This window comes from Geothrix oryzae, assembly GCF_030295385.1.
Classification (GTDB): domain Bacteria; phylum Acidobacteriota; class Holophagae; order Holophagales; family Holophagaceae; genus Geothrix; species Geothrix oryzae.
Genome location: NZ_AP027079.1, coordinates 2,137,352 through 2,159,773, shown reverse-complemented (window position 1 = coordinate 2,159,773; position 22,422 = coordinate 2,137,352). Strand labels below are relative to the sequence as shown.

The 22,422-nt window shown below is 67.9% G+C and carries 18 protein-coding genes; 6 read left to right on the top strand and 12 right to left on the bottom strand.

Annotated features, from left to right (window positions below):
- Positions 1 to 34: 34 nt before the first annotated feature.
- The 9 genes from QUD34_RS10005 to QUD34_RS09965 are packed head-to-tail and all read right to left on the bottom strand — an operon-like array spanning position 35 to position 8,802.
- A complete protein-coding gene (locus QUD34_RS10005; protein WP_286353557.1) occupies positions 35 to 1,108 on the bottom strand; it encodes a protein-glutamate methylesterase/protein-glutamine glutaminase in 1,074 nt (357 codons plus the stop codon).
- On the bottom strand, positions 1,105 to 1,716 hold the full coding sequence (gene cheD, locus QUD34_RS10000; protein ID WP_286353556.1) for a chemoreceptor glutamine deamidase CheD: 612 nt from the start codon (positions 1,714 to 1,716) through the stop codon (positions 1,105 to 1,107). The genes QUD34_RS10005 and cheD overlap by 4 nt, the downstream gene beginning before the upstream one ends.
- On the bottom strand, positions 1,713 to 2,627 hold the full coding sequence (locus QUD34_RS09995) for a CheR family methyltransferase (RefSeq protein ID WP_286353555.1): 915 nt from the start codon (positions 2,625 to 2,627) through the stop codon (positions 1,713 to 1,715). Before QUD34_RS09995 ends, cheD begins: the two co-directional genes overlap by 4 nt.
- Positions 2,624 to 4,714 (bottom strand): chemotaxis protein CheA, encoded by a 2,091-nt coding sequence (locus QUD34_RS09990; RefSeq protein WP_286353554.1) that lies wholly within the window; start codon positions 4,712 to 4,714, stop codon positions 2,624 to 2,626. Before QUD34_RS09990 ends, QUD34_RS09995 begins: the two co-directional genes overlap by 4 nt.
- An 8-nt stretch (positions 4,715 to 4,722) precedes the next feature.
- Positions 4,723 to 5,085 (bottom strand): response regulator, encoded by a 363-nt coding sequence (locus tag QUD34_RS09985; protein WP_286353553.1) that lies wholly within the window; start codon positions 5,083 to 5,085, stop codon positions 4,723 to 4,725.
- A gap of 15 nt (positions 5,086 to 5,100) precedes the next feature.
- Positions 5,101 to 6,189 carry a methyl-accepting chemotaxis protein gene (locus tag QUD34_RS09980; RefSeq protein WP_286353552.1) on the bottom strand — a complete coding sequence of 363 codons (1,089 nt, stop codon included), beginning with the start codon at positions 6,187 to 6,189 and terminating at the stop codon, positions 5,101 to 5,103.
- On the bottom strand, positions 6,186 to 6,503 hold the full coding sequence (locus QUD34_RS09975) for an STAS domain-containing protein (protein ID WP_286353551.1): 318 nt from the start codon (positions 6,501 to 6,503) through the stop codon (positions 6,186 to 6,188). Before QUD34_RS09975 ends, QUD34_RS09980 begins: the two co-directional genes overlap by 4 nt.
- A gap of 5 nt (positions 6,504 to 6,508) precedes the next feature.
- Positions 6,509 to 7,009 carry a chemotaxis protein CheW gene (locus tag QUD34_RS09970; RefSeq protein ID WP_286353550.1) on the bottom strand — a complete coding sequence of 167 codons (501 nt, stop codon included), beginning with the start codon at positions 7,007 to 7,009 and terminating at the stop codon, positions 6,509 to 6,511.
- An 11-nt stretch (positions 7,010 to 7,020) separates the two neighbouring features.
- A complete protein-coding gene (locus QUD34_RS09965) occupies positions 7,021 to 8,802 on the bottom strand; it encodes a methyl-accepting chemotaxis protein (protein ID WP_286353549.1) in 1,782 nt (593 codons plus the stop codon).
- A gap of 377 nt (positions 8,803 to 9,179) precedes the next feature.
- Between QUD34_RS09965 and QUD34_RS09960 the strand changes: the two genes are divergently transcribed.
- Complete coding sequence (locus QUD34_RS09960) at positions 9,180 to 14,102, top strand: PAS domain S-box protein (RefSeq protein WP_286353548.1); 4,923 nt, start codon at positions 9,180 to 9,182, stop codon at positions 14,100 to 14,102.
- On the opposite strand, the gene QUD34_RS09955 is transcribed toward QUD34_RS09960, so the two are convergent.
- The 3 genes from QUD34_RS09955 to QUD34_RS09945 are packed head-to-tail and all read right to left on the bottom strand — an operon-like array spanning position 14,099 to position 15,940.
- Positions 14,099 to 14,392, bottom strand: coding sequence for a YciI family protein (locus QUD34_RS09955; RefSeq protein ID WP_286353547.1), 294 nt, complete (start codon positions 14,390 to 14,392; stop codon positions 14,099 to 14,101). The two genes, QUD34_RS09960 and QUD34_RS09955, sit on opposite strands and share 4 nt — an antisense overlap.
- A 16-nt stretch (positions 14,393 to 14,408) precedes the next feature.
- Positions 14,409 to 15,356 (bottom strand): carbamate kinase, encoded by a 948-nt coding sequence (locus QUD34_RS09950; RefSeq protein WP_286353546.1) that lies wholly within the window; start codon positions 15,354 to 15,356, stop codon positions 14,409 to 14,411.
- A gap of 50 nt (positions 15,357 to 15,406) precedes the next feature.
- The gene (locus tag QUD34_RS09945; protein ID WP_286353545.1) at positions 15,407 to 15,940 is read right to left on the bottom strand and encodes a GNAT family N-acetyltransferase; all 534 of its coding nucleotides are present in this window, start codon (positions 15,938 to 15,940) and stop codon (positions 15,407 to 15,409) included.
- A gap of 58 nt (positions 15,941 to 15,998) precedes the next feature.
- Here QUD34_RS09945 and QUD34_RS09940 point away from each other — a divergent pair, with 58 nt between their 5' ends.
- The 5 genes from QUD34_RS09940 to QUD34_RS09920 all read left to right on the top strand — a co-directional run bounded on the left by QUD34_RS09940 (position 15,999) and on the right by QUD34_RS09920 (position 22,411).
- The gene (locus tag QUD34_RS09940; RefSeq protein ID WP_286353544.1) at positions 15,999 to 16,943 is read left to right on the top strand and encodes a glycine--tRNA ligase subunit alpha; all 945 of its coding nucleotides are present in this window, start codon (positions 15,999 to 16,001) and stop codon (positions 16,941 to 16,943) included.
- Entirely contained in the window at positions 16,940 to 19,012 is a 2,073-nt protein-coding gene (glyS, locus tag QUD34_RS09935) for a glycine--tRNA ligase subunit beta (protein WP_286353543.1), read from the top strand. The genes QUD34_RS09940 and glyS overlap by 4 nt, the downstream gene beginning before the upstream one ends.
- A gap of 109 nt (positions 19,013 to 19,121) precedes the next feature.
- The gene (guaA, locus tag QUD34_RS09930) at positions 19,122 to 20,651 is read left to right on the top strand and encodes a glutamine-hydrolyzing GMP synthase (protein ID WP_286353542.1); all 1,530 of its coding nucleotides are present in this window, start codon (positions 19,122 to 19,124) and stop codon (positions 20,649 to 20,651) included.
- A 99-nt stretch (positions 20,652 to 20,750) separates the two neighbouring features.
- Positions 20,751 to 21,197: a hypothetical protein gene (locus tag QUD34_RS09925; RefSeq protein ID WP_286353541.1), complete on the top strand. Its 447-nt coding sequence runs from the start codon at positions 20,751 to 20,753 to the stop codon at positions 21,195 to 21,197.
- Between the two features lie 131 nt (positions 21,198 to 21,328).
- Positions 21,329 to 22,411, top strand: a complete 1,083-nt coding sequence (locus QUD34_RS09920; RefSeq protein ID WP_286353540.1) for an HD-GYP domain-containing protein — start codon at positions 21,329 to 21,331, stop codon at positions 22,409 to 22,411.
- The last annotated feature ends 11 nt before the right edge of the window (positions 22,412 to 22,422 follow it).

Here is a 22,422-nt window from a genome sequence, read left to right as displayed (position 1 = left end):
GGCCGGGCGGCCGCTGAAGGTCGGGGGAGGGCGGTCAGGGTTGGCGTTCGCACCACTCTGCGATGAGGTGGGGCACCAGGGGTAGAGGGCATTGTTCCATCACCGCGCCGCGGGCCCAGGCGACCCGGGGCATGCCGTAGACCACGCAGGTGGCCTCGTCCTGGCCGAGGGTGCGGGCGCCCCGCTGGCGCATGCGGAGGAGGCCCCTGGCGCCGTCCTCGCCCATGCCCGTGAGGATGATGCCCAAGGCGTGGGGGCCGCAGGCTTCGGCCACGGACTCAAAGAGCACATCCACCGAGGGCAGGTGGCGGGAGACCCGTTCGCCTTCCCGGAGCTGGACGGCCAGGCCCGCGCCGCGGCGCACCGCGGTGAAGTGCTGGTCGCTGGGGGCGAGGTAGACCGTTCCACTCTGGAGCGATTCCCCATCCTCGGCCACCTTCACCGTGGCGGCGCTGGCCCGGTCGAGGCGGTCCGCGAAGGCCGGGGTGAAGCCGGGGAGCATGTGCTGAACCACGGCGATGGGCGGAAGGTTCCCTGGGATGGTTTCGAAAATCCGGCGGAGGGCCTCGGTGCCGCCCGTGCTGGAGCCGACGGCGATGAGGCTGCGGCCCGCCCGGGCCCGGGTGGCGAGGGGGGCCATGGCGGCCGTGGGGGCCGAGAAGGCCGGGGAGGGTAGGGCGGGAGCGGCGCGATGGATCCGGGCGAAGGAGGCCGCGTGCACGGTCTCGGCGATTTCGGCCCCCATGGCTTCCAGGCCCACGGCCTGATCCAGGGCGGGCTTGCCGATCACATCCACGGCGCCGAGGTCCAGCGCGTCGAGGGCCGTGGCGGTGCCCTTGTCCGTGAGGCTGGAGAGCATCACCACCGGCAGCGGGTGGGCCCGCATGAGCTTGCCCAGGAAGGTGAGGCCGTCCATGCGGGGCATCTCGACATCCAGCGTCAGGACATCCGGCGAGAGCTGCTTGATCTTCTCCCGGGCATCGTAGGGATCCCGGGCCGTGCCCACGACTTCGAGCAGGGGATGGCGGGCGAGGATGGCGCTGAGCACCTGGCGGACCAGGGCGCTGTCATCCACGACGAGCACGCGCCGCTTCGCGTCCGCGGTCACGAGAAGAGTTCCACATCGCCCTCGAGGGGCACTTGGCTGACTTCCTGGAAGTAGGAGCGTTCGCGGTCGAGGACGGTGTCGTTGTGGGTGTGTTCGATGCGCTTGACGAGGACCTGCCCCGTATGGGGGAAGAAGTAGACCTTGCGGGGGCAGGAGCCCCCCATGTCCTCGTTCCAGAGGGGGATGTTCTCCGCTCGGAGGAAGCCCCGGACGAAGTCGATGTTCTGCGCGCCGACATCGGTGAGCCCCCGCATGACCTTGCCGCCGCCGAAGGCCTTGGCCACCAGGCGGTCCCGCTGGGCACCGAGGTGCAGCAGGTTGTTGATGAGGTACTCCATGGCGGCGGCGCCGTAGCGGGCCGCGTAGAACACATCGGGATCGCGTTCCCCCTGCTTCACGGGGAGCATGAAGTGGTTCATGCCCCCCACCATGGCGATGGGATCCAGGAGGCACGCGGCCACGCAGCTGCCCAGAACGGTGACGATCACCTCGTCCTCGGTCGTGGCGTAGAACTCGCCGGGGAGGATCTTCATGGCCTGGCGGTTGAAGTGCCGGTCCAGATACTTCGAGGCCCGGCCGAGCACCAGGGGGACGGGGGGCGGGCTCACGGCGTGCCCTCCTTCCGCCGGTAGATGGTCTGGCCCAGGGACTGGAAGCCCAGGGCCGCATCCAGCAGGGCCTCGGAATGGCCGACGAACAGGAGACCTCCCGGGGCCAGGGTCTGCCGGAACCGGCCCAGCAGCTCCCGCTGGGTGGGCTTGTCGAAGTAGATCATCACATTGCGGCAGAAGATGGCCTGGAAGGGCCCTCCTTCCAGGGGCCAGGCGGCATCGCGCAGGTTCATCTGCTGGAACGAGACCAGGTCCCGGACTTCGGGCCGCACGCGCGCCTGGCCGCGGCGCTCGCCCGTGCCGCGCAGGAAGGCGAAGCGCTTCCACTCGTCGGACAGCCCCTCGATGCGGGCCATGGGGTAGATGCCGCGGGCGGCGGTCTCCAGCACGGCGGTGTCCAGATCCGTGGCTACGATCTGGATGCGGGCCGAGGGGCCGAAGGCCTTCAGCAGGGTCATGGCCAGGGTGTAGGGCTCCTCGCCGGTGGAGCAGCCGGCGCTCCAGACGCGGAGCTTGCCCGTGGCGGCGCCCGAGGCCGTCAGCAGCTCCACCAGCCGCGTGAAATGGTGCCCTTCCCGGAAGAAGCTCGTGAGGTTCGTCGTGAGGGCGTTGATGAACTCGGCCCACTCGCTGGAGTCGGTCTCGCCGACCTTCTCCAGGTAGGCCTCGTAGTCGGGCAGGCCCAGGACGCGCAGCCGCTTGGCCAGGCGGGATTGGACCATCGTGAGCTTGTGGGGGGCCAGGGCGATGCCCGAATGGTCGTGCAGGAGGTTCCGCAGGGCCTGGAAGGTCTCCTGGGACAGCGGCACGCGGTCGGGACCGGCGACCTCCCGGAGCGCCGGACCCCGGGATACCGGGCCCCGAGACACTGGGCCCCGGGGCGCGAGGTCCGCGGTGGACCGCTTCATGCCTCGACCGTGGTTGGGACCGCCGCGCTGGCCTCCATGCGCAGGAGCCCCGGCACATCGAGGATCAGGGCCACGCGGCCGTCCCCGAGGATGGTGGCGCCCGAGATGCCCTCCACGCGGCGGTAGTGGGTCTCCAGGCTCTTGATGACCACCTGCTGCTGACCCAGCAGCTCATCCACCGCCATGGCGGCCCGCCGGCCCTCGGATTCCACCAGCACCAGCAGCGTGCGGCCGATGGCGCCGTCCGCAGCGCCGCCCTCCATCAGGCGCTGGAGGCGCACCACGGGGATGAACTCGCCCCGCAGGCTGATCACCTCGCGATCGCCCTTTACGGTCTGGATGTCCGAGGCCTGCCGCTGGAAGCTCTCCAGCACCGAGGCCAGGGGGAAGACGAAGGTCTCCTCGCCCACCCGCACCGTGAGCCCGTCCAGGATGGCCAGGGTGAGGGGCAGGACCAGGCGGATGGTGGTGCCCCGGCCGACCTGGCTTTCGACCTCGATGCGGCCCCCCAGGGCGCGCACATTCTGGCGCACCACATCCATGCCCACCCCGCGGCCGGAGAGATCCGAGACCTGCTCCACGGTGGAGAAGCCCGGCTCGAAGATCAGGAGGTTCAGCTCCTCGTCCGGGGGCCGGTTGCCCGCAGGCAGGAGGCCGCGCTCCACGGCTTTCGCGAAGATGCGGTCCCGATCCAGCCCTCGGCCATCGTCCTTGACCTCGATGTGGATGTGTCCGCCTCGGCTGGCGGCGCGCAGGGCGATGGTGCCCACGGCGGGCTTGCCGGAGGCGTGGCGGGCCTCCTTCTCCTCCATGCCGTGATCCACGGCGTTGCGCACCAGGTGCGTGAGGGGATCCACCAGCATCTCAATGAAGGTCTTGTCCAGTTCCGTGGCCTGGCCCTCCATGACGAGCTCGACCTCCTTCCCAAGCTGCTTGCCCAGCTCGTGGACCATGCGCGGGAAGCGCGAGAACACCATGTCCACGGGGACCATGCGGATGCCCATGACCCGCTCCTGCAGCTCGCGGGTCTGGCGGTCCAGCTGCAGCAGGGCCGCGCTCATCCGCTCCTCGCCCGCGGGCGTGTGGGCCAGCTGCGAGGCCTGGGCCAGCATGGCCTGGGTGATGACCAGCTCGCCCACCAGGTTCACCAGGCGGTCGATCTTGTCCGTGGCCACCCGCACCGTGGAGGCCTCGGCCTGGCTCCGCTTCTTCTGCTGCTGGTCCAGGGCCTTGCTGACGGCCTCGGGCTTCACCTTGCCCGCCTCCACCAGCAGCTCGCCCAGGTGCTTCTGCTGGGAGAGGGCGTCGCGGATGTCCTTGGGGCTGACGCCGGCTTCCACCTGGAGGATCTCGCCCAGGGGCGGCACGACATGCTCGGGTGGCAGGGGCTGGATGTGCAGGTTCTCGCCTTCCGCCACGAATTCGAAGACCTCCTCCACGCTCGCCTGCGGGCAGGCCGACTCGAGACGCAGGTCCCAGGCCAGGTGGCAGTCCTCGGGTTCCAGCTGGTCGAAGGCCGGAAGCCGCGCCGTGTCCAGCCAGGCGCGCAGGGTGCCGAGCTTGCCCAGATCCCGGAACAGCCGCTCCAGGTTCACACCGCGGCGGAACGAATCCACCGGGGCCTCGAAGCGGATGGCGTAGCCGGTGCCGCTCCTGGATGCCAGGGGTGTCGCGGGCGCCGGCGCGGCGGGCAGGGCAGGGCCGGCCTGGAGCTTGGCGACCAGGGCCTCCTGGGCCAACTGGTCCTTGGCCGGAAGGGCCTCCTCCAGTCGGGCGTGGTGCAGGTGGCTGCGGATGAGGTCCACGCCCTGCAGTAGCAGCTCGCGCAGCTCGGCGGTCATGGCCCGGGAGCCCTGACGCACGGGCTCCAGGGTGTTCTCCAGCTGGTGCGTGAAGGCGGCCACGGCGGGAAACCCGAAGGTGCCCGCGTTGCCCTTGATGGAATGCGCCGCCCGGAACAGCGTGTGCAGGTCCTCCGTCTCCACGGTCTCCAGGTCCAGGGACAGCAGGGTGGCTTCCATGCCGTCCGCCAGTTCGGTCGCCTCCTCAAAGAAGGCCGTGCGGAATTGAGCCATCGGATCGGACATGGGGGACCTCAGATGACCTTGTTGACGACATCGAGGAGTTTCTCGGGGCTGAAGGGCTTCACGATCCAGCCCGTGGCTCCCGCCTCTTTACCCTTCTGCTTCATGTCCGGGCCAGATTCGGTGGTGAGCACCAGGATGGGCGTGAACCTGAACTCCGGCAGGGCGCGCATCCGCTGCACCAGCGTGATGCCGTCCATGCGCGGCATGTTCACATCGGTGATGACCAGGGACAGCTTCTTCCCCTGGGCCACTTCCAGGGCCTCCACGCCGTCCCCCGCCTCGAGGACCTCGAACTGGGCCCCCCTCAGGGTGAAGCTGATCATCTGGCGCATGGTGCTGGAGTCATCGACGGTCAGAATGCATCCGGGCATGGCTCGGTTCCTTTTCTAGAACAGGTCTACTTCGCCCGCAGCCAGGTCGCCCCGCTTCACGGCCTTGAATTGAACGCGGGCGTCCTCGACTTCGCCCAGGGTGGCATGCAGCTCGGAGAGCACCTCGGTGGCAGCCTCCCCGGCCGCCAGCTTGGATTCGGCCACCCGCCAGGCGTGGGCCTGTTCCATCAGGTTGCCCAGTTCCTGCAGGCAGGCCGTGAGGGTCTGGTGGACCAGATCCTCGAACTGGAGGCTGCGCACCACATGGCCCACCTGCTGGGCGATGGTGAGGGCGTTGGCCTCGAGCTGGGTCACCAGGTCCTTCACGCGGGCGTTGCTGGCCTCGAGGGCATGCACCAGCACCTCGGATTCACCCTTGGACTGGATCGCCATATTCATGTCCTTGCTGGCGATGGCCTGGACATAGGCGTCCGTGCGCTCCAGGGCCTGGCGGGTGCCGCTGATCTGGTCCTGGATGGTGGCGCTCAGGGCCGTGCTCCGGTCCGCCAGCTTGGAGACCTCGCCGGCCACCACGGCGAAGCCCGCGCCGAACTGGCGGGCGTGGGCCGCCTCGATGCTGGCGTTCAGGGACAGCAGGTGGGTGCGGCCCGCGATCTCGGACAGTTCTCCCAGCATGCCTTCCATGCGGTCGGAGCGGGTTCGGATGTCCTCGATCTCCCCCACCAGCTGCATGGAGGACTTGGAGATCTCGAGCATGTTCGACACGAACCCATCCAGGGTCCCCATGATCGAGGCCCCCACGGCATCCAGGCCCTCGGTGGCCTGGCCTCCTCCCAGCGTGATCCGCATGGCCACCTGGACATCCTCCGCCAGACGATGCTGATGCTGGACGCTCTGGTCCAGGGTCTTGAGCGCGGCCTCCAGGGTGGCCGCCGCCTCCCGGACCAGGCTGTCCACCTGGTGGAGTTCGGGCGTCAGGAAATTCACCTGACCCTCGAGCATGGCGGCTTCCCGCGACGCCAGCTGCCCCAGCAGCGGCCCAAGGACTGTTTCCGGGACGCCCATCGGGACGCCTGCCGGAGCCGGAAGCTCCATCGTCGTGGCCCCGGCTGCGGGCGCGGAAGGAAGGAACCACTTCTTCATGAGGGGACTTCCAGGAGCAGGTCGGCCAGGCCGAGGTGACTGAATCGGCCTTTCCACTCATCTTTGAGGCCGGTCAACGCCAGGCGCCCGCCCTTGGCCCGCAGGTCGCGATCCAGGGCGGCCAGCAGCTGCAGGCCCGACAGATCCAGGTCCCCGACACCCGAGAGGTCCAGGACCGCCGGCAGCCCGCTGGCGGCCGCCTGCGCCGCGATCTGCTCCCACTGCGAGTGGATGGCGAAAATGTCCAGATCGCCCTGGAGGGCCAGGGCGATCTGGGGCGTCGGCGGACCGGGCGGCGAAGGCTTCCGGGTCATGGCGATCAGGCCGTGGCCGCTTCGAGGGCGAGCAGTTCGCCGTCCGAGAGCAGGCGGTCCAGGTCGAGGAGGATCAGCATGGAATCCGAGCCTGTGGCGCCGGGCAGGGAGGCCAGGCCGGCGATGAACTCGCGGCCCAGCGCGGTCTGGGTGCCGAGCTCGGGTGCCGGCCGGATGGCCGAGGCGTCGAGGTCGAGCACATCGGAGACGGAGTCCACGCGGATGCCCAGGGTGCGGCCCTGGACCTCGACGATGATGATGACGGGGCGGGTGTCCTCGGGCGCCTCTCCCAGGGCGAACCGCTGCCGCAGCTCGAGGATCGGCACGATGGCTCCCCGCAGGTTGATCACGCCGGGCATGTACGACGGCGCCTTGGGGATCCGGGTGATGGTGGCCTGGGCCTGGATTTCCCGGACCTTCAGGATGGGCAGGGCGTAGGCCTCGCCGGCGAGGGCGAAACAGAGCACCTGCTGGAGCGCCTGGAAACTGCTGTCAGCGGCGGCCATGGCGGGGCTCCTCAAAAGGCTTCCCACTGCCCGTCGTCATCGCTCCGGGGCGTGGGCACGGGCTGTTTGGCGGCGGCGAGTTCGGGGCGGGCGCTCCCGCGCTTCACGGCGGCACGGGTGGGCTTGGCGGCCGGGCGGAGCGCCTGGGGGTGCGGGGCGCCATTGGGGCGGACGCGGGCGGCCTCCGTGCGGCGGACTTCCACGCCGGTCTTGAACCGGGCCACGATCTCCGTCAGGGCGTGGGCCTGGGCATCCAGGGACTCGGCGGCGGCCGCGGATTCCTCCACCAGGGCGGCGTTCTGCTGCGTGACTTCGTCCATCTGGACCACGGCCTTGTTGATCTCGTTCAGGCCCGTGCTCTGCTCCTGGGTGGCGCCGGCGATCTCGCCCACGAGCGAGGTCACGCGCTGCACATTGGCCACCACCTCCTGGATGGTGTCTCCGGCGTGGGCGGCGACCTTGGTGCCGTCCTGGGACTTGGCGACGCTTTCGCGGATGAGGACCTTGATCTCCTTGGCGGCGTCGGCGCTGCGCTTGGCGAGGTTGCGGACTTCCGCCGCCACCACCGCGAAGCCTCGGCCCTGCTCGCCGGCCCGGGCGGCCTCCACCGCGGCGTTGAGCGCCAGCAGGTTGGTCTGGAAGGCGATCTCGTCCACCACGCCGATGATCTCGTTGATCTTCGCGGAGCTCTGGTTGATGGCCTCCATGGCCTCGATGACCTGGCCGACGGCGGTGCCGCCGTCCTGGGCCACCTGGCGGGCCTTGCCGGATTCCTGGTTGGCGGACCGCGCGTTGTCGGCGGTCTGGTTCACATTGCTGGTGATCTGCTCCATGCTGCTGGCGGTCTCTTCGAGGCTGGCGGCCTGTTCCTCGGTGCGGCGGCTCAGGTCCGTGTTGCCCATGGAGATCTCACCCGAAGCCGTGGAGATGGCCAGCGCGCTCTCCTGGATCTGCAGCACCATCTCCCGCAATCCCTCATTGGTGTTGTTGATGATGCGTCCCAGCTCGCCCAGTTCGTCCTTCGAGTGGAGCTCAAGCCGCTGGGTCAGGTCACCCTGGGCCACGGTCTCCATGACCGCGCCCACTTCCCGCAGCGGATGGGTGATGCTGCGGGTGATGAAGAAGGACATCAAGGAGCCGGCGATCAAGGCCAACACCGAGCAGGTGACTACGATGATCATGGCCTGTTTGTAGCTGTCCTTGGCCTGCTCGTGGCGTGAGATGACGGCACCATCGAAAAATTTGACAGTCTTGAGAACCGCATCCTGCAGGGACTGATCCGCCGGGCGGGCCTCATCGAACATCAGCCGGGTGGCTTCTTTGTCTCGGCCCGCGAGACTGGCCTCTATGACATGGTTGTTGGCCGTTCTTACTTTCTGAAGTTGCACCTGCAGGTTCTCGAAATTCGCTTTCGCTTCCTGGCTGACGAGGGAGTCTTCGAGCTTCTTGGAGAGATCGTTAAAAATGTCGCGGGCCTTGCCGATCCGCTCGACGGCTGCTTTTCGGTCCGGGATGTTGTCCATGAGGAGGATCGTCCGGGTGATGCGGCTGATCGTGAAGAGCTGATCGGACATGCCATTGGCCCAGGCCACCTGCTTGTTGTAGCGAGTGACGATCTCGTTGGTGTCGTCCGCGATGTGGCTCATCCGGTTCAATCCGACGCCTGCGATGAGCAGAAGGAGCGCCAGGACAATTCCGAAGCCAACGCTCAGGCGAGTTCCGATCTTCAGGTTGGTGAGCACGGTGATTCCTCCGAGTGGTGCGGTAGGGAAAAGGGCGATAGCCGAGTGCATTAATTGGTAAAAAGATCGAGGCAAAATCGACCAGGCATAATGTTTATGCTTACTTTTTCATGACATCCTCGGCTGTCCACAGAGGATCCGGAGTGATGGATGAACTTCTTTCATCGGCATCACTGCTTGACGGATAACAATTGCTGATCTTCGAGTGATCTTTATCACAGTCCCCGGCAACCCGATCGATGCCGCCGGAAAGACACGGTCAAATCAGGGATGTACCGCGGAACACCAGGACCTCCCCGTCTGGCGCTTCCGCTGCCGATGCGACAGCCCCTTGTTTTGGATTTGGTGAGTCCCCCATGCCTCAGGAGAGGTTCCTTCAAAAAGCTGTCCGGAGGCTGACGCTGCTCCTATCGGCCGCGGCGGGGGGCGTGGCGTTTCTGGCGGCGCTGGGCACCCTGCTGGGGCGGCCGTGGCTTGCGGCCCTGGGATCGGGTCAGGTGCCCATGTCGCCGTTGGGCATGGGACTGGTGGTCCTGCTGAGCCTGGCCGTCTTCACCACCGAGGGCTGGAGCCGCGCCCGGAGCCTTCGGCGCCTCTCGATCGGCGTGGCGCTGGGCGTGGCCCTCCTGAGCCTGGGGGTGGTGATCGGCCACCTCCTGAACCGCCCCTCGCTCTTGGAGAACTGGCTGTTCCTGGGGCAACCGCAGGTTCAGCGCACTTCGCTCCTGACCGCCCTGGCAACCCTCTGCGCTGCCCTGTCGGCCTTGTTCCGGTGGCCGTTTCCCGACCCTGCGTGGCGCCACCGGCAGGGTGCCGCCGTCCTGGCCCTGATCCCCGTCATGATGGGCACGGTGGTCCTGGTCAGCTATGTGGCGGGGGCGCCGGTGCTGTACGGGACCGGCACCATTCCGATGTCCCTGCCGTCGGCGCTTTGCGCCGTGGGCCTCGGCACGGCCCTGACGCTGACGGCCGGGGGCGATGTCTGGCCCCTGGCGGCTTTCGGCCTCATGCCGAAGAAGGGGCGTGGCCCCGTGGACCGGTGGTACCTGATGGGACCCCTGGTGCTCTTCCTGCTGCTGGGCGTGCTGATCCTCACGGCCGGTTCGTTCTACCTGCGCGGCCAGCTCAAGACGACCCGGGCGCGGGTGCTCGGGGAGCTGGCGGCCATCGCGGAACTCAAGGTCCGTCAGATCGAAGCCTGGTCCGGGGAGCGCCGCCTCGATGCCGAGCAGCTGTTCGAGGGTCCCCTCGTCCAGGGTCAGCTGCGGCGGTTCCTGGCGGGTTCTCCCCAGGCCTCCGAGCGCGACATCCGGGCCTGGATGGAGGGGCTGCAGCGGAACACCTACCAGCGCCTGATCCTGGCGGACGGCCAGGGCCGGATCAAGATCTCGGTGCCGGAGGACCCCTCCTCCAGCCTGGACGCCCTGGATGCGGCGGAGCTGGAGGCCGTGCTGCGGGTGCCCGGGATCACGGTGACGGATCTGCATCGGGATGCCGATCATCCGGATCTCCACCTGAGCCTGTGGGTCCCCATCGGAGTCCGGCCCGGCGCGAAGCCCGAGGGCGTCCTCCTCCTCCTGCTAGACCCGAAGCAGTTCCTGTATCCGCTGGTGCAGTCCTGGCCCACGCCCAGCGCCAGCGCGGAGACGCTTCTGGTCCGGAGAGAAGGGGAGGAGGTCCTGTTCCTGAACGAACTCCGGCACGGGGGGTACGCTCCCATGACCCTGCGGCTGCCCCTGGCGACGGCGCCCGACATGCCCGCGGTCCGGGCTGCCTTGGGCGAGGAGGGGGTGGTGGCCGGCCGCGACTACCGGGGCGTGCCGGTCCTCGCGGCCCTGCACAGGATTCCGGGAACGGCCTGGCACATGGTGGCCAAGGTGGACGAGGCTGAGGTCTACGGCCCGCTGCGGCAGCGCGTGTGGATCACCGGAGCCGCGCTGATCGGGCTGCTGGCCCTGGCCGCCGCGACCCTGGGCCTGATGGTGAGGCACCACGATGCGGACATGATCCACGCACAGCTCGCGCTCTCCCAGCGGTTCGAGTGGCTCATGCAGGAAGCCAACGACATCATCCTGCTGCTGGATGGCGAGGGCCGCATTCTCGAGGCGAACCTCCAGGCCGCCGAGAGCTACGGCCGTCCGGTCGCCGAACTGAGGACGATGAAGGTCTCAGATCTCCGGCCGGTGACATCGCGATCTGAGACGGCCGGCCAGCTGGAACGGCTGCAGACCCACGGATCCATCCGGTTCGAAACCGTCCACTGCCGTCGGGACGGCTCGACCTTCCCGGTGGAGGTGAGCGCCCGGGCGGTCCCCTTCGATGGCGCCCCCGGCGTGATCAGCTTCCTGCGCGACATCACGGAGCGCGTCGCCCGGGAGCGCGAGCTCCAGCGGATGACCCGCCTCTACGCCGCACTGAGTCAGGTCAATCAGGCCATCGTCTGGTCGCCCACCAAGGCGGCCCTGCTCGACAAGATATGCGAAGTGCTCATCGAATTCGGCCAATTCAGCATGGCCTGGATCGGCTGGAATGAATCCGTCACCCACGGCGTGACGGTCGCCGCGCAGTCCGGCGATGCGAAGGGCTATCTGGGCCGCATCCGTGTGGAGAGCGGGGACTCGGTCCTGGCCGGAGGCCCGGTGGGGACGGCGATCCGGGAAGCCCGCCCCTGCGTCCTGAACGACTTTCTGGGCGCGCCCGGGACTGAACCCTGGCGCGAGGCCGCGACCGAATCGGGGTTCGCCGCTGTGGCTGCCTTCCCCATCCGGCAGGATGGGGAGGTGGTGGGCGCCCTGGCCGTCTACGCCCGGGAGAAGGATTTCTTCGGTCCTCAGGAGGAGGCGCTGCTGGTGGAAGCGGCGATGGACATCTCCTTCGCCATGGATCACCTGGCGGGCGAGGCGCGCCGCCGCGAGGCGGAGGCCGCCCTCCTGGAGAGCGAGCGGTTCCTGCGGGAAGCGCAGGAGGCCGGGGGCGTCGGAACCTACACCTGGGACATCCAGACGGATCACTGGAAGAGCAGCCCCCACCTCGATCGGATCTTCGGCATCGACGCCAGCTATCCGCGGGACCTCACGGGCTGGACGCGCATCGTGGCTCCCGCCTTCCAGGAGCAGATGCACGCCTATGTGGCCGGGATCATCGAACGGCATGCGCCCTTCGATCTCGACTACCCCATCGTCCGCATCTCGGACGGTGAGCCGCGCTGGGTTCACGGGGCGGGGGAGCTCCTCTGGAACGAGGCGGGGCAGCCGGTGGCCCTGCGGGGCGTCATCCAGGACATCACCGAAGCCCGGGCCCAGGCCCGCCAGCTGGAGCGGCTGACCCAGCTCTACGCCGCCCTGAGCCAGGTGAACCAGGCGATTGTCTGGTCCCCCACCCGCGAGACGCTGCTCGCCAAGATCTGCGAAGTGATGGTGGCGTTCGGGCAGTTCAGCATGGCCTGGATCGGCTGGGACGACCCCTCGACCCACGAGGTGCGGGTGCTCAACCAGTACGGAGACGCCCACGGCTACCTCGACGGCCTGCAGATCCGCAGCGACGACACGCCCCTGGGCCGCGGGGCCACCGGCACGGCCATCCGCGAAGGGCGCCCCTGCGTCGTGAACGACTTCCTGGGCACCTCTACCTCGGCCCCCTGGCATGCGGCGGCCGTCCGGTGCGGCTACGCGGCCTCGGCGGCCTTCCCCATCCGGCTGGGGGGGGAGGTCTGTGCGGCGCTGATGGTCTATTCCTCGGAGAAGGACTTCTTCGGCGCCCATGAAGTGGCGCTCCTGGAGGAGGCGGCCGGCGATGTCTCCTTCGCCCTGGATCACCTGGCGGGCGAGGATCGGCGGCGCGAATCGGAAGCCAAGCTGCGCAAGATCTCCGTGGCGGTGGAGCAGAATCCGCTGTCCATCGTGATCACCGACCCCCAGGGGACCATCGAGTACATCAATCCCGCCTTCACGGCGATCACCGGCTACTCGGCCGCGGAGGCCCTCGGGCAGAATCCCCGCATCCTGAAATCCCTCGTCACGCCGCCCGAGCACTACCAGCAGATGTGGGAGACCCTGGCGCGCGGCGAGGTGTGGGTGGGCGAGTTCGAGAACCTCAAGAAGGGGGGCGAGCCGTACTACGAACGGGCCACCATCGCCCCGGTCCGGGACGAGGCGGGCATCCTCACCAGCTACATCGCCATCAAGGAAGACATCACCCAGCGGAAGCGCGACGAGGAGGAGCGCCGCGCCCTGGAAGCCCAGCTCCATCAGTCGCAGAAGCTCGAGAGCCTCGGGAGCCTGGCCGGCGGCGTGGCCCACGACATGAACAATGTGCTGGGGGCCATCCTGGGCTTGGCCTCCACGCTGCGGGAAGCGGCGGATCCCTTCTCCTCCTCGGCGAAGAACCTCGACACGATCATGAGCGCCTGCCTCCGCGGGCGCGGCGTGGTCAAGAGCCTCCTCTACTTCGCCCACAAGGACCTCCAGGAGGAGCAGCTCATCGACCTCAATGCCCTGGTCACCGAGATGAGCCACCTCCTGAGCTACACCATGCTCAAGCGCGTCCAGCTCCGGATGGACCTCCGGGATGGGCTCGGGCTGGTGCGGGGCGATAACGGGGCGCTGAGTCATGCGCTCATGAACCTCTGCGTGAATGCCATGGACGCCATGCCCGGCGGCGGCGTCCTCCACATCTCGACGCGGGAGACCGCCGATGGCGGCCTGGAGCTGCGCGTGAAGGACACGGGCCAGGGCATGAGCCCGGAGGTGCTGGCCCGGGCCATGGAGCCCTTCTTCACTACCAAGCCGCAAGGGAAGGGCACTGGCCTGGGGCTGGCGATGGTCTACGGCACCATGAAGGCCCATGACGGCGCTCTGGACCTGGCCAGCGAGCCGGGGGCGGGCACCGAAGCCACCCTCCGCTTCCCCGCCCACCGGGTGGAGCGGCCGGCTCCGCCCCCGTCGGCCGCCAAGGACCTGCCGAAGCCCGAGCAGGCCCCGCTGAAGGTGCTGCTGGTGGACGACGACGAGCTGATCCGGGAATCGGTGGCGCCCATGCTGGAGATGCTGGGCCATGCCGTGACCACCGCGCCCGAGGGCCAGGAGGCGCTCCGGCTCCTGCAGGGCGGCCTCCCGGTGGACCTGGTGATCCTCGACATGAACATGCCGGGCCTGAGCGGCCCGGAAACCCTGCCCCGGATCCGGGATCTCCGGCCCGGCCTGCCGGTGCTCATGGCCACGGGCTACAGCGATCAGGAGATCGCGCCGCTGCTGGAGGAGAACCCCGGCGTGGCCAGCTTGCGGAAGCCCTTCAGCATGAAGGAGATCCAGAAGAAGATCGCCGACCTCGGCATCCGCCCAGTGGAGGCCTAGATCCGGTCGAACCCTTCCTTGCCCTGCATCACCTTCCAGGGGAGCAGCTCATAGTTGGCCAGTCCGTGCTGGTGGAAGGGATCACCGTCGCGGAGGGCGTCCAGGTCCGCAAGGGGGTTCTCATCCTGGACCCGCACCAGCCACATGCCGCCGAACCGGGGATCCAGGGGGCCGGAAGCCACCAGGATCCCCTGGTCCTGCAGCGTCCGGAGGTAGGCGCGGTGCGCTTCCGTGACGGCCTCGATCTCGGGCAGGGGGCGGCGGTAGCGGACGATGATCATGGCGTACATGAGTGGCTCCAGAAGGTCAGTCCCGCACGATCCGCGTGCCCACGGTCGCCGGATCCTCGGTGGCCAGGGCCTCGGCGGTGGTGATGAGCACCTCGTGGCCGCCACCATCCAGGTAGGAAAGGGCGCTTTCGATCTTGGGGCCCATGCTGCCCGGCGGGAACTGGCCTTCGGCCAGATGCTTCCGGGCTTCGCTGGCGGTGATGCGATCCATCCACCGCTGGGTGGGCTTGCCGAAGTCCAGGGCCACCTTGGCCACGCCCGTGAGGATGATGAAGAGGTCGGCGCCGAGCTGGGCCGCCAGCAGGGCGCTGAGGCGGTCCTTGTCGATGACGGCCTCCACGCCCACCAGCAGGCCGCTGGCATCGCGGATCACGGGGATGCCGCCGCCGCCGCCGGCGATCACGGAGCTCCCGGACTGCAGCAGGGTCTTGATGGCGTCGAGCTGGACGATCTCGATTGGCTTGGGCGAAGGCACCACCTTGCGCCAGCCGCGGCCCGAATCCTCCTTCATCTTCCAGCGCTTGGACCGCATCAGCTCGAGGGCGCGGAATTCGGGATAGAACGGTCCCACGGGCTTCGTCGGGTCCTGGAAGCCCTTGTCCTCCTTGTCGACCACCACCTCGGTGAGCACGGAGGTCACCGGGGCGTCGAGCTTCATGAAGCGCAGGCGGTTGATGAGCATGCGCTCCAGCATGTAGCCCATGGACCCCTGGGTCATGGCGCCGCAGATGTCCAGGCTGTAGGGGGGGATCTGCCCGGAACCGGCCTCCTGCTGGATGAGCAGGTTGCCCACCTGGGGGCCGTTGCCATGCACCACGCAGAGGGCGTAGCCCTCGGCCACGACCCGCGCCAGCATCTCCGCCGTCTCCCGGGCGTTCTCCAGCTGCTCCTCCTGCAGCCCGCGCTCCTTCTCCTTGAGAAGCGCGTTGCCGCCGATGGCCAGGAGTGCGATTTTTCGGGTCATGCGGATCCCCGGGAAACCGGGATTCTAGCAAGGTGTCGGCCGGACGGCCATCACAGTGGACGGATCATCAAGTCGTGCACCAGCAGCCGGTCCCGATCCACCTGCCCGCCCACGCGGAAGGTCGCCTCTCCGGCATCCGCGAAGCCGGCCTTGGCGTAGAAGCGGATGGCGCGGGGATTCTGCTCCCAGACCTGCAGCCAGACGCCATCGTGGCCCTCTGAAGTCGCATGGTTCAGCACGGCGGTCATCAGGGCCTGGGCTGCGCCGCGGCCATGCAGGGAGGCATCCACATAGAACCGCACCACCTCAAGCGGGTTGACGAAGTGGAAAGAGGCTCTCTCCTCCGTCGGCCCGCCGGCCCGGAGGAGGGTATAGCCCAGAAGGGCGTCCCCCTCCTCGATCACCAGCGCCCGGTAGGCGGGATCGGCCAGCTCGGCGGCCTGCCGGTCCGGCCCGAAGGTCTTAGCCAGGTGCAGCTCCAGGTTCGACGCGGGAATGAGGCCGGCGTAGGTCTCGCGCCACAGGCGCTCGCCGAGGACCGCCAGGGCCCGGGCGTCGGCGGGAAGGGCGGGTCGGATGCGCATCCCCCGAGCTTACCAAAGTGGTGAAAACCCGCTACAATGCTCGTTTTGGCGAGCCCCCATGCACATCCAGGAACTGATCCTCCGCCTCCAGCGGTTCTGGGCCGACCGGGGCTGCCTCATCGGCCAGCCCTACGATCTGGAAAAGGGCGCCGGCACCATGAACCCGCTCACCTTCTTCGGCGCCCTGGGCGCCAAGCCCTGGAATGTGGCCTATGTGGAGCCTTCGCGGCGCCCGGCCGACGGCCGCTACGGCGAGAACCCGTTCCGCGTCTACAAGCACCTGCAGTTCCAGGTGATCCTCAAGCCCAGTCCCGCCAAGGTGCAGGATCTCTACATCGAAAGCCTCGAGGCCCTGGGCATCGACCTGTCGAAGCACGACCTGCGTTTCGAGGAGGACAACTGGGAATCCCCGACCCTGGGCGCCTGGGGCGTGGGCTGGCAGGTGGTGCTGGACGGCATGGAGATCAGCCAGTTCACCTACTTCCAGCAGGTGGGCGGCCTCGACTGCCGCCCCGTGAGCGCCGAACTGACCTACGGCATCGAGCGCATCTGCATGTTCCTGGGTGGCTACGACAACATCTTCGACCTGGTGCACGGTGAGGTGAAGACCGACGACGGCGTGTTCCCGGTGACTTACGGCCAGATGCGCCAGCGCGAGGAATTCGAGCTCTCGGCCTACAGTTTCGAGCACGCGGACCTGGACCTGCACCGCACCCTCTTCGACGCCTTCGAGAAGGAGGGCTGGCGGCTGCTCAAGGACCACGGCCACTTCCTCAGCGCCTACGAACAGGCCCTCAAGATGAGCCACACCTTCAATGTGCTGGACGCCCGCGGCGCCGTGAGCACCACCGAGCGCCCCGGCATCATCAAGCGCGTGCGCGACCTGGCCTGCGGGTGCGCCAGGGCGTACCTGGACTTTGAAAATGCAAAAACGCCAACCGCAGAGAACGCGGAGGGCCCAGAGAAGGATGCCGTGGCCTCCGGGAAGGGGGGTGCGAAGTGAGCGCCACCCAGACCTTCCTGCTGGAGCTGCACTGCGAGGAGATCCCGGCGCGGTTCCTGGCGCCGCTGACGGAGGAGTTCGGTTCGGCTTTCCAGGCTTGGCTGAATGGACAGGGCCTGTCACTCGCCTCGCTCGATCCGTTCTATTCGCCGCGTAAGCTTGCGTGGCGAGCCCAGGGCCTCCCCGCCTTCCAGCCCGACCAGACCGATTCCCAGGTCGGCCCGCCCCAGCGGATGTGCGTGGATGAGGCCGGTCAGCCCACCATCCAGGGCCTGAAGTTCGCAGAGAAATGGGGTGTGGATTTCGGCGTCGTGCGCTTCGAGCAGCCCGCGGGGAAGAAGGAACCTTGCGCAGTCGTTACGATCACCCGGAAGGGGCGCCCCACGGCCGAACTGCTGATGGAGGCCCTGCCTGGGCTCATCGCCGGGCTCCATGTTCCCAAGGCCATGCGCTGGGGCAAGTCGGAGTTCGAGTTCGTGCGGCCCATCCGCAACATCCTCTGCCTCTTCGGCGATCAGGTGGTGCCCGTCACGGTGGATGGCGTCACCGCCTCCAACACCACCTGGGGTCATCGCCTCTTCCACCGCCAGCATCCCGGACCCGTGACCATCGCCATGCCCGAAGCCTACGAAGCGGCGCTGGAGGCCGCGGGTGTGGTGGTCAGTGTGGACGCCCGCCGGGCCCGCATCGCCACGCAGCTGGAAGCCCTGGCCGCCGAGGCGGGCGGCCGTGTGGTGACCGATGCCGAGCTGCTGGACACCTTGGCCGAGATCGTGGAGTTCCCCAAGATCGTGCGCGGCGAATTCCCGGCGACCTTCCTGGAACTGCCCAAGGAGGTGCTGGTCACCAGCCTCCGCGAGCATCAGAAGAGCTTCTGCATCGAGGGGCCGGATGGGGCCCTGCTGCCCTTCTTCCTCACCGCCGCCAACCGCACGGATGACCCCGCGGGCTTCGTGAAGGCCGGCAACGAGTGGGTGCTCAAGGCGCGGCTCTACGACGCGCGGTTCTTCTTCGCGGAGGACCGCAAGCTGGCGCTTTCGGCCCGGCTCGAAAAGCTCAAGGCGCTGACTTTCCAGCGGGAGCTGGGGAGCTATCACGACAAGACCGGGCGTGTGGTGGCGCTGGTGAAGACCCTCGCTTCACGCCTCTCGAACGACGACGACCACATTGACCGGGCCCTGGAAGCGGCGCGCATGGCCAAGTGCGACCTGCGCACCCTCATGGTCGGCGAGTTCCCGGAGCTCCAGGGCGTCATGGGCGGCGAATACCTCAAGCATGAAGGCGCCCACGAGGAGGTCTGGAAGGCCGTGAAGGAGCACTATCGGCCGGTGGGTGCCGATGATGCCATTCCGGGCACACCCATGGGCTGCCTGCTGTCGCTCTGCGACAAGCTCGACACCGTCGCCGGCTGCTTCGCCGTGGGCTTGGTTCCCAGCGGCTCAAAGGATCCCCTCGCCCTGCGCCGGGCGGGGCAGGGCATCGTGCGGATCCTGTGGGAACAGGGCTGGGCGCTTCCGCCTGCCGAACTCATCGCCGCCGCCCTCCGGGCCGTGGGCACCAGGGCCACCAAGCCCGAGGCCGAAACCGCCGAGGCCCTGCGGGCATTCTTCAAGGATCGCGTGGCCTACCAGCTGGAGCTGGCCGGTTATGCGGGTTCCGTCCGGCGCTCGGCCCTGGCCGCGGGCTGGGAGGACCTGGTGGACCTCAAGGCCCGCTGCGAGGCGCTGTCGGCTTTCGCGGAGGACCCGCGGTTCGCGTCACTGGCCCAGAGCGCCAAGCGCATCGGGAACATCCTGAAGGATGAAATGCCGGCTGAGCGCTTCGATGGCGGCCTGCTGACGCAGGTCGAAGAAAAGGAACTGGCAGAGCACCTGGCGAAACTCGAGGGCACCGCCGACCAGAAGGGTCTTCTGACCGCCTTGGCCGACCTTGCCCAGCCCCTGGAGGCCTTCTTCAACGCCGTCATGGTGAAGTGCGAGGACCCGGGCCTCCGCGCCGCCCGCCTCAGCCTGCTCCACCGCCTGCGCCAGGCCTTCCTGCGCGTGGCGGACTTCAGCCTTTGGCAATAGGACGGTTCAACCACAGAGGCCGCAGGGACCACAGAGGCCGCAGGGACCACAGAGGTTTTCATTCTTTTCTCCGCGCTCTCTGCGGTTAAAACGCTTTCAAGAGGCCTCCATGCACCACGAACGCATTGCGATCATCGACTACGGCAGCCAGTACACGAGGCTCATCACCCGGCGGCTGCGGGAGCTGGGGGCCTTCGGTCTGGTTTACGGCAGCGGCGCCACGGCCGCTGAGATCGCCGGGGCGGACCTCAAGGGCGTGATCCTGTCGGGCGGACCGAATTCGGTGCTGGAGCCCGGCGCGCCGGACCTGGACCCGGCCATCCTCGAGCTGGGCGTGCCCATCCTCGGCATCTGCTACGGCCAGCAGCTCCTGGCCCGCAACCTGGGCGGCCAGCTGCACCGGTCCGCCAGCCGCGAGTACGGCAAGGCCGAGATCCAGGCCATGCCCGAGCACTCCATGCTCTTCGAAGGCCTGCCCCACGCCCAGCAGGTGTGGATGAGCCACGGCGACCATGTGGAAGCGGCTCCGGCCGGCTTCACGGTCACGGCGAAGACGCCCAGCGTGCCCGTGGCGGCCATGGAAGATCCGAAGCGCGGGATCTACTGCCTCCAGTTCCACCCGGAGGTCACCCACAGCACCCAGGGCACGCCCCTGCTGCTGAACTTCCTCCGGCACTGCGGCATGAGCCTGGACTGGAATGCCGGCAACTTCATCGAGGAGAAGGTGAAGGCCATCCGCGAGCAGGTGGGGCAGGGCACGGTGGTGCTCGGCCTCAGCGGCGGCGTGGATTCCAGCGTGGCGGCCCTGCTGCTGCACAAGGCCATCGGGAAGCAGCTGACCTGCGTGTTCGTGGACCACGGCCTCATGCGCAAGGATGAGATGAAGCAGGTGCAGGCCTACTTCGCGCCCTTCGAGCTGAATGTGATCTGGGTCGATGCCTCCGAGGAGTTCCTGGGCGCCCTGGCGGGCGTGACCGACCCCGAGCAGAAGCGGAAGATCATCGGCGGGAAGTTCATCGAAGTCTTCGAGCGCGAGGCCGGCAAGGTGAAGGCCGACTTCCTGGGTCAGGGAACCACCTACCCGGATGTCATCGAATCCAGCGGCATCGGCGGGGCCATCCTGGTGAAGTCCCACCACAATGTGGGCGGCCTGCCGGAGCGCATGAAGCTGAAGCTGGTGGAGCCCCTGCGCGAGCTGTTCAAGGACGAGGTGCGGGCCACGGGCCTGGCGCTGGGCCTGCCGGAAGAAATGAACCAGCGGCATCCCTTCCCGGGGCCGGGCCTGGCCGTGCGCCTCCCGGGCGCCATCACCCGCGAGCGGGCGACCATCCTCCAGAACGCCGACGCCATCTTCATGCAGGAACTGAAGGAGAGCGGCTGGTACCGCAAGACCAGCCAGGCCTTCGCGGTGCTGCTGCCGGTACAGACCGTGGGCATCATGGGCGACGAGCGCACCTTCGAGTGGATGTGCGCCCTCCGTGCCGTGACCAGCGAGGACTTCATGACCGCCGACTGGGCGCGCCTGCCCCACGAACTGCTGGATCGCATTGCCCAGCGCATCGTCCGCGAAGTGAAGGGCATCAACCGCGTGGTCTACGACATCACCTCCAAGCCTCCGGCGACCATCGAATACGAGTGATCGTCAGCCGCAGAGGACGCGGAGAGCGCAGAGAAAGCCATTTTCTCTTCTCTGTGATCTCCGCGCCCTCTGTGGTGAATGCTTTTTGTCCGGATGACCATGGCCAAGCGCAACGAACCCGTCCGCAAGTCGGTGAAGGACACCCTGGAGGACCTGCTGGCAGGTCATCGGGAGGCGGCCTTCAGTGGCCCTGAGTCAGCCCTGAAGTACCTGCGCCGGACCTTCGAAAGCCAGGCCAGCCTGCCCAACGCCGTGAAGGGCGTCGCCTACGACCTGATGGCTGAGGCCCAGGCCCAGTGCGGACAATGGGAGGCCTGCGTGGAGTCCGTGGGCCAGGCGCTGGGCTACCTGGTCGACTTGGAGGCCGCCTTCCCCCACGAATACCGGCGGCTGCTGGAGGGGATGACCTGCTTTGAGCGGGGCATCCAGGCCCAGAGCGAGCTGGGGGATTTCCACGCCGCCCTGGAGCTGTGCGAGCGGGCCATCACCCTCGACCTGGGCGCCCACTACGGGGCCAAGCGCGATTCGCTGGAATGGGCCCGCTGAGTCTTGGGCCCGGCAACAAAATCAAAGACAGGCCCGGATGAGGTTATCCGGGTTTTTTCTGCCTGTGCGATGATCTCCGACGACAGTCATCCATCCAAGGAGCCGCTGGAGCAAGGAGTCAGGGGAGGCGCATGGGCGAAGAGATCCAGGTGGTGCCGGGGCGGGTCCGCATCCTGATCGTGGATGACCTGCCCATCATCCGCCTCTCCCTCCAGCGCATCCTCACCAAGGCCGGCTATCACTGCCGGGATGCGGAGGATGTCCCCCATGCGCTGCGGGCCCTCGAAGAGGAACCTGCCGATCTGGTGCTCTGCGACATCCAGATGCCGGGAGCCTCGGGACTGGACCTGGTCAAGGCCCTCCAGCCGCAGATCCCGGAGATCTCCGTGCTGATGGTGAGTTCCATGGAGGATGCGGAAACGGCCATCGAGTGCCTGCAGCAGGGGGCCTTCGGGTATGTGCTGAAACCCTTCCAGCCCCGGGAGATCCTGGTGCAGGTCAATGCGGCCCTGCGCCGCCGGATGCTGGAGATCGCCTTCCGCGACCGCGAGGCCCAGCTCGCCCAGAAGGTCCGGGAGCAGACCTTGGAGATCCGCGCTTCCCGCGAGGAGATCGCCCTCCGCCTCATTGCGGCGACGGAGCACCGCGACAACGAGACGGGCATGCATGTCCGCCGCATCGGGCTCTATGCGGCAGAGATGGCGCGGCTGCTGGGCTGGGACCACCAAGGCATCGACACCATCCAATCGGCCGCCCCCATGCATGACATCGGCAAGATCGGCGTGCCTGACGCCATCCTCCAGAAGCCCGGTTCCCTGGATGAAGGGGAATGGGTTGCCATGAAGCGGCACACCAGCATGGGCGCCGCCATCCTTAAAGGCTCGACGGTGCCCTTCATCCAGATGGGCGCGCGCATCGCCATCGGCCACCACGAGAAGTGGGACGGCACCGGCTACCCGAGGGGCCTGAAGGGCGAGGCCATCCCCATGGAGGCGCGCATCACGACGCTGGTGGATGTCTACGACGCGGCCAGCAGCCGCCGCCACTACAAGGACTCCTGGCCCGAAGACCAGGTCGTCGAGCTGATCCGGAAGGGGCGCGGCGTCCATTTCGATCCGCGGCTGGTGGACCTGTTTCTGGCGAACCTGGAGAAATTCCGGGCCATCCTCGAGGCGAACCCCGACGAGGCCCCGGACGAGGATCCGGGGATCTGACCTGCGATCTG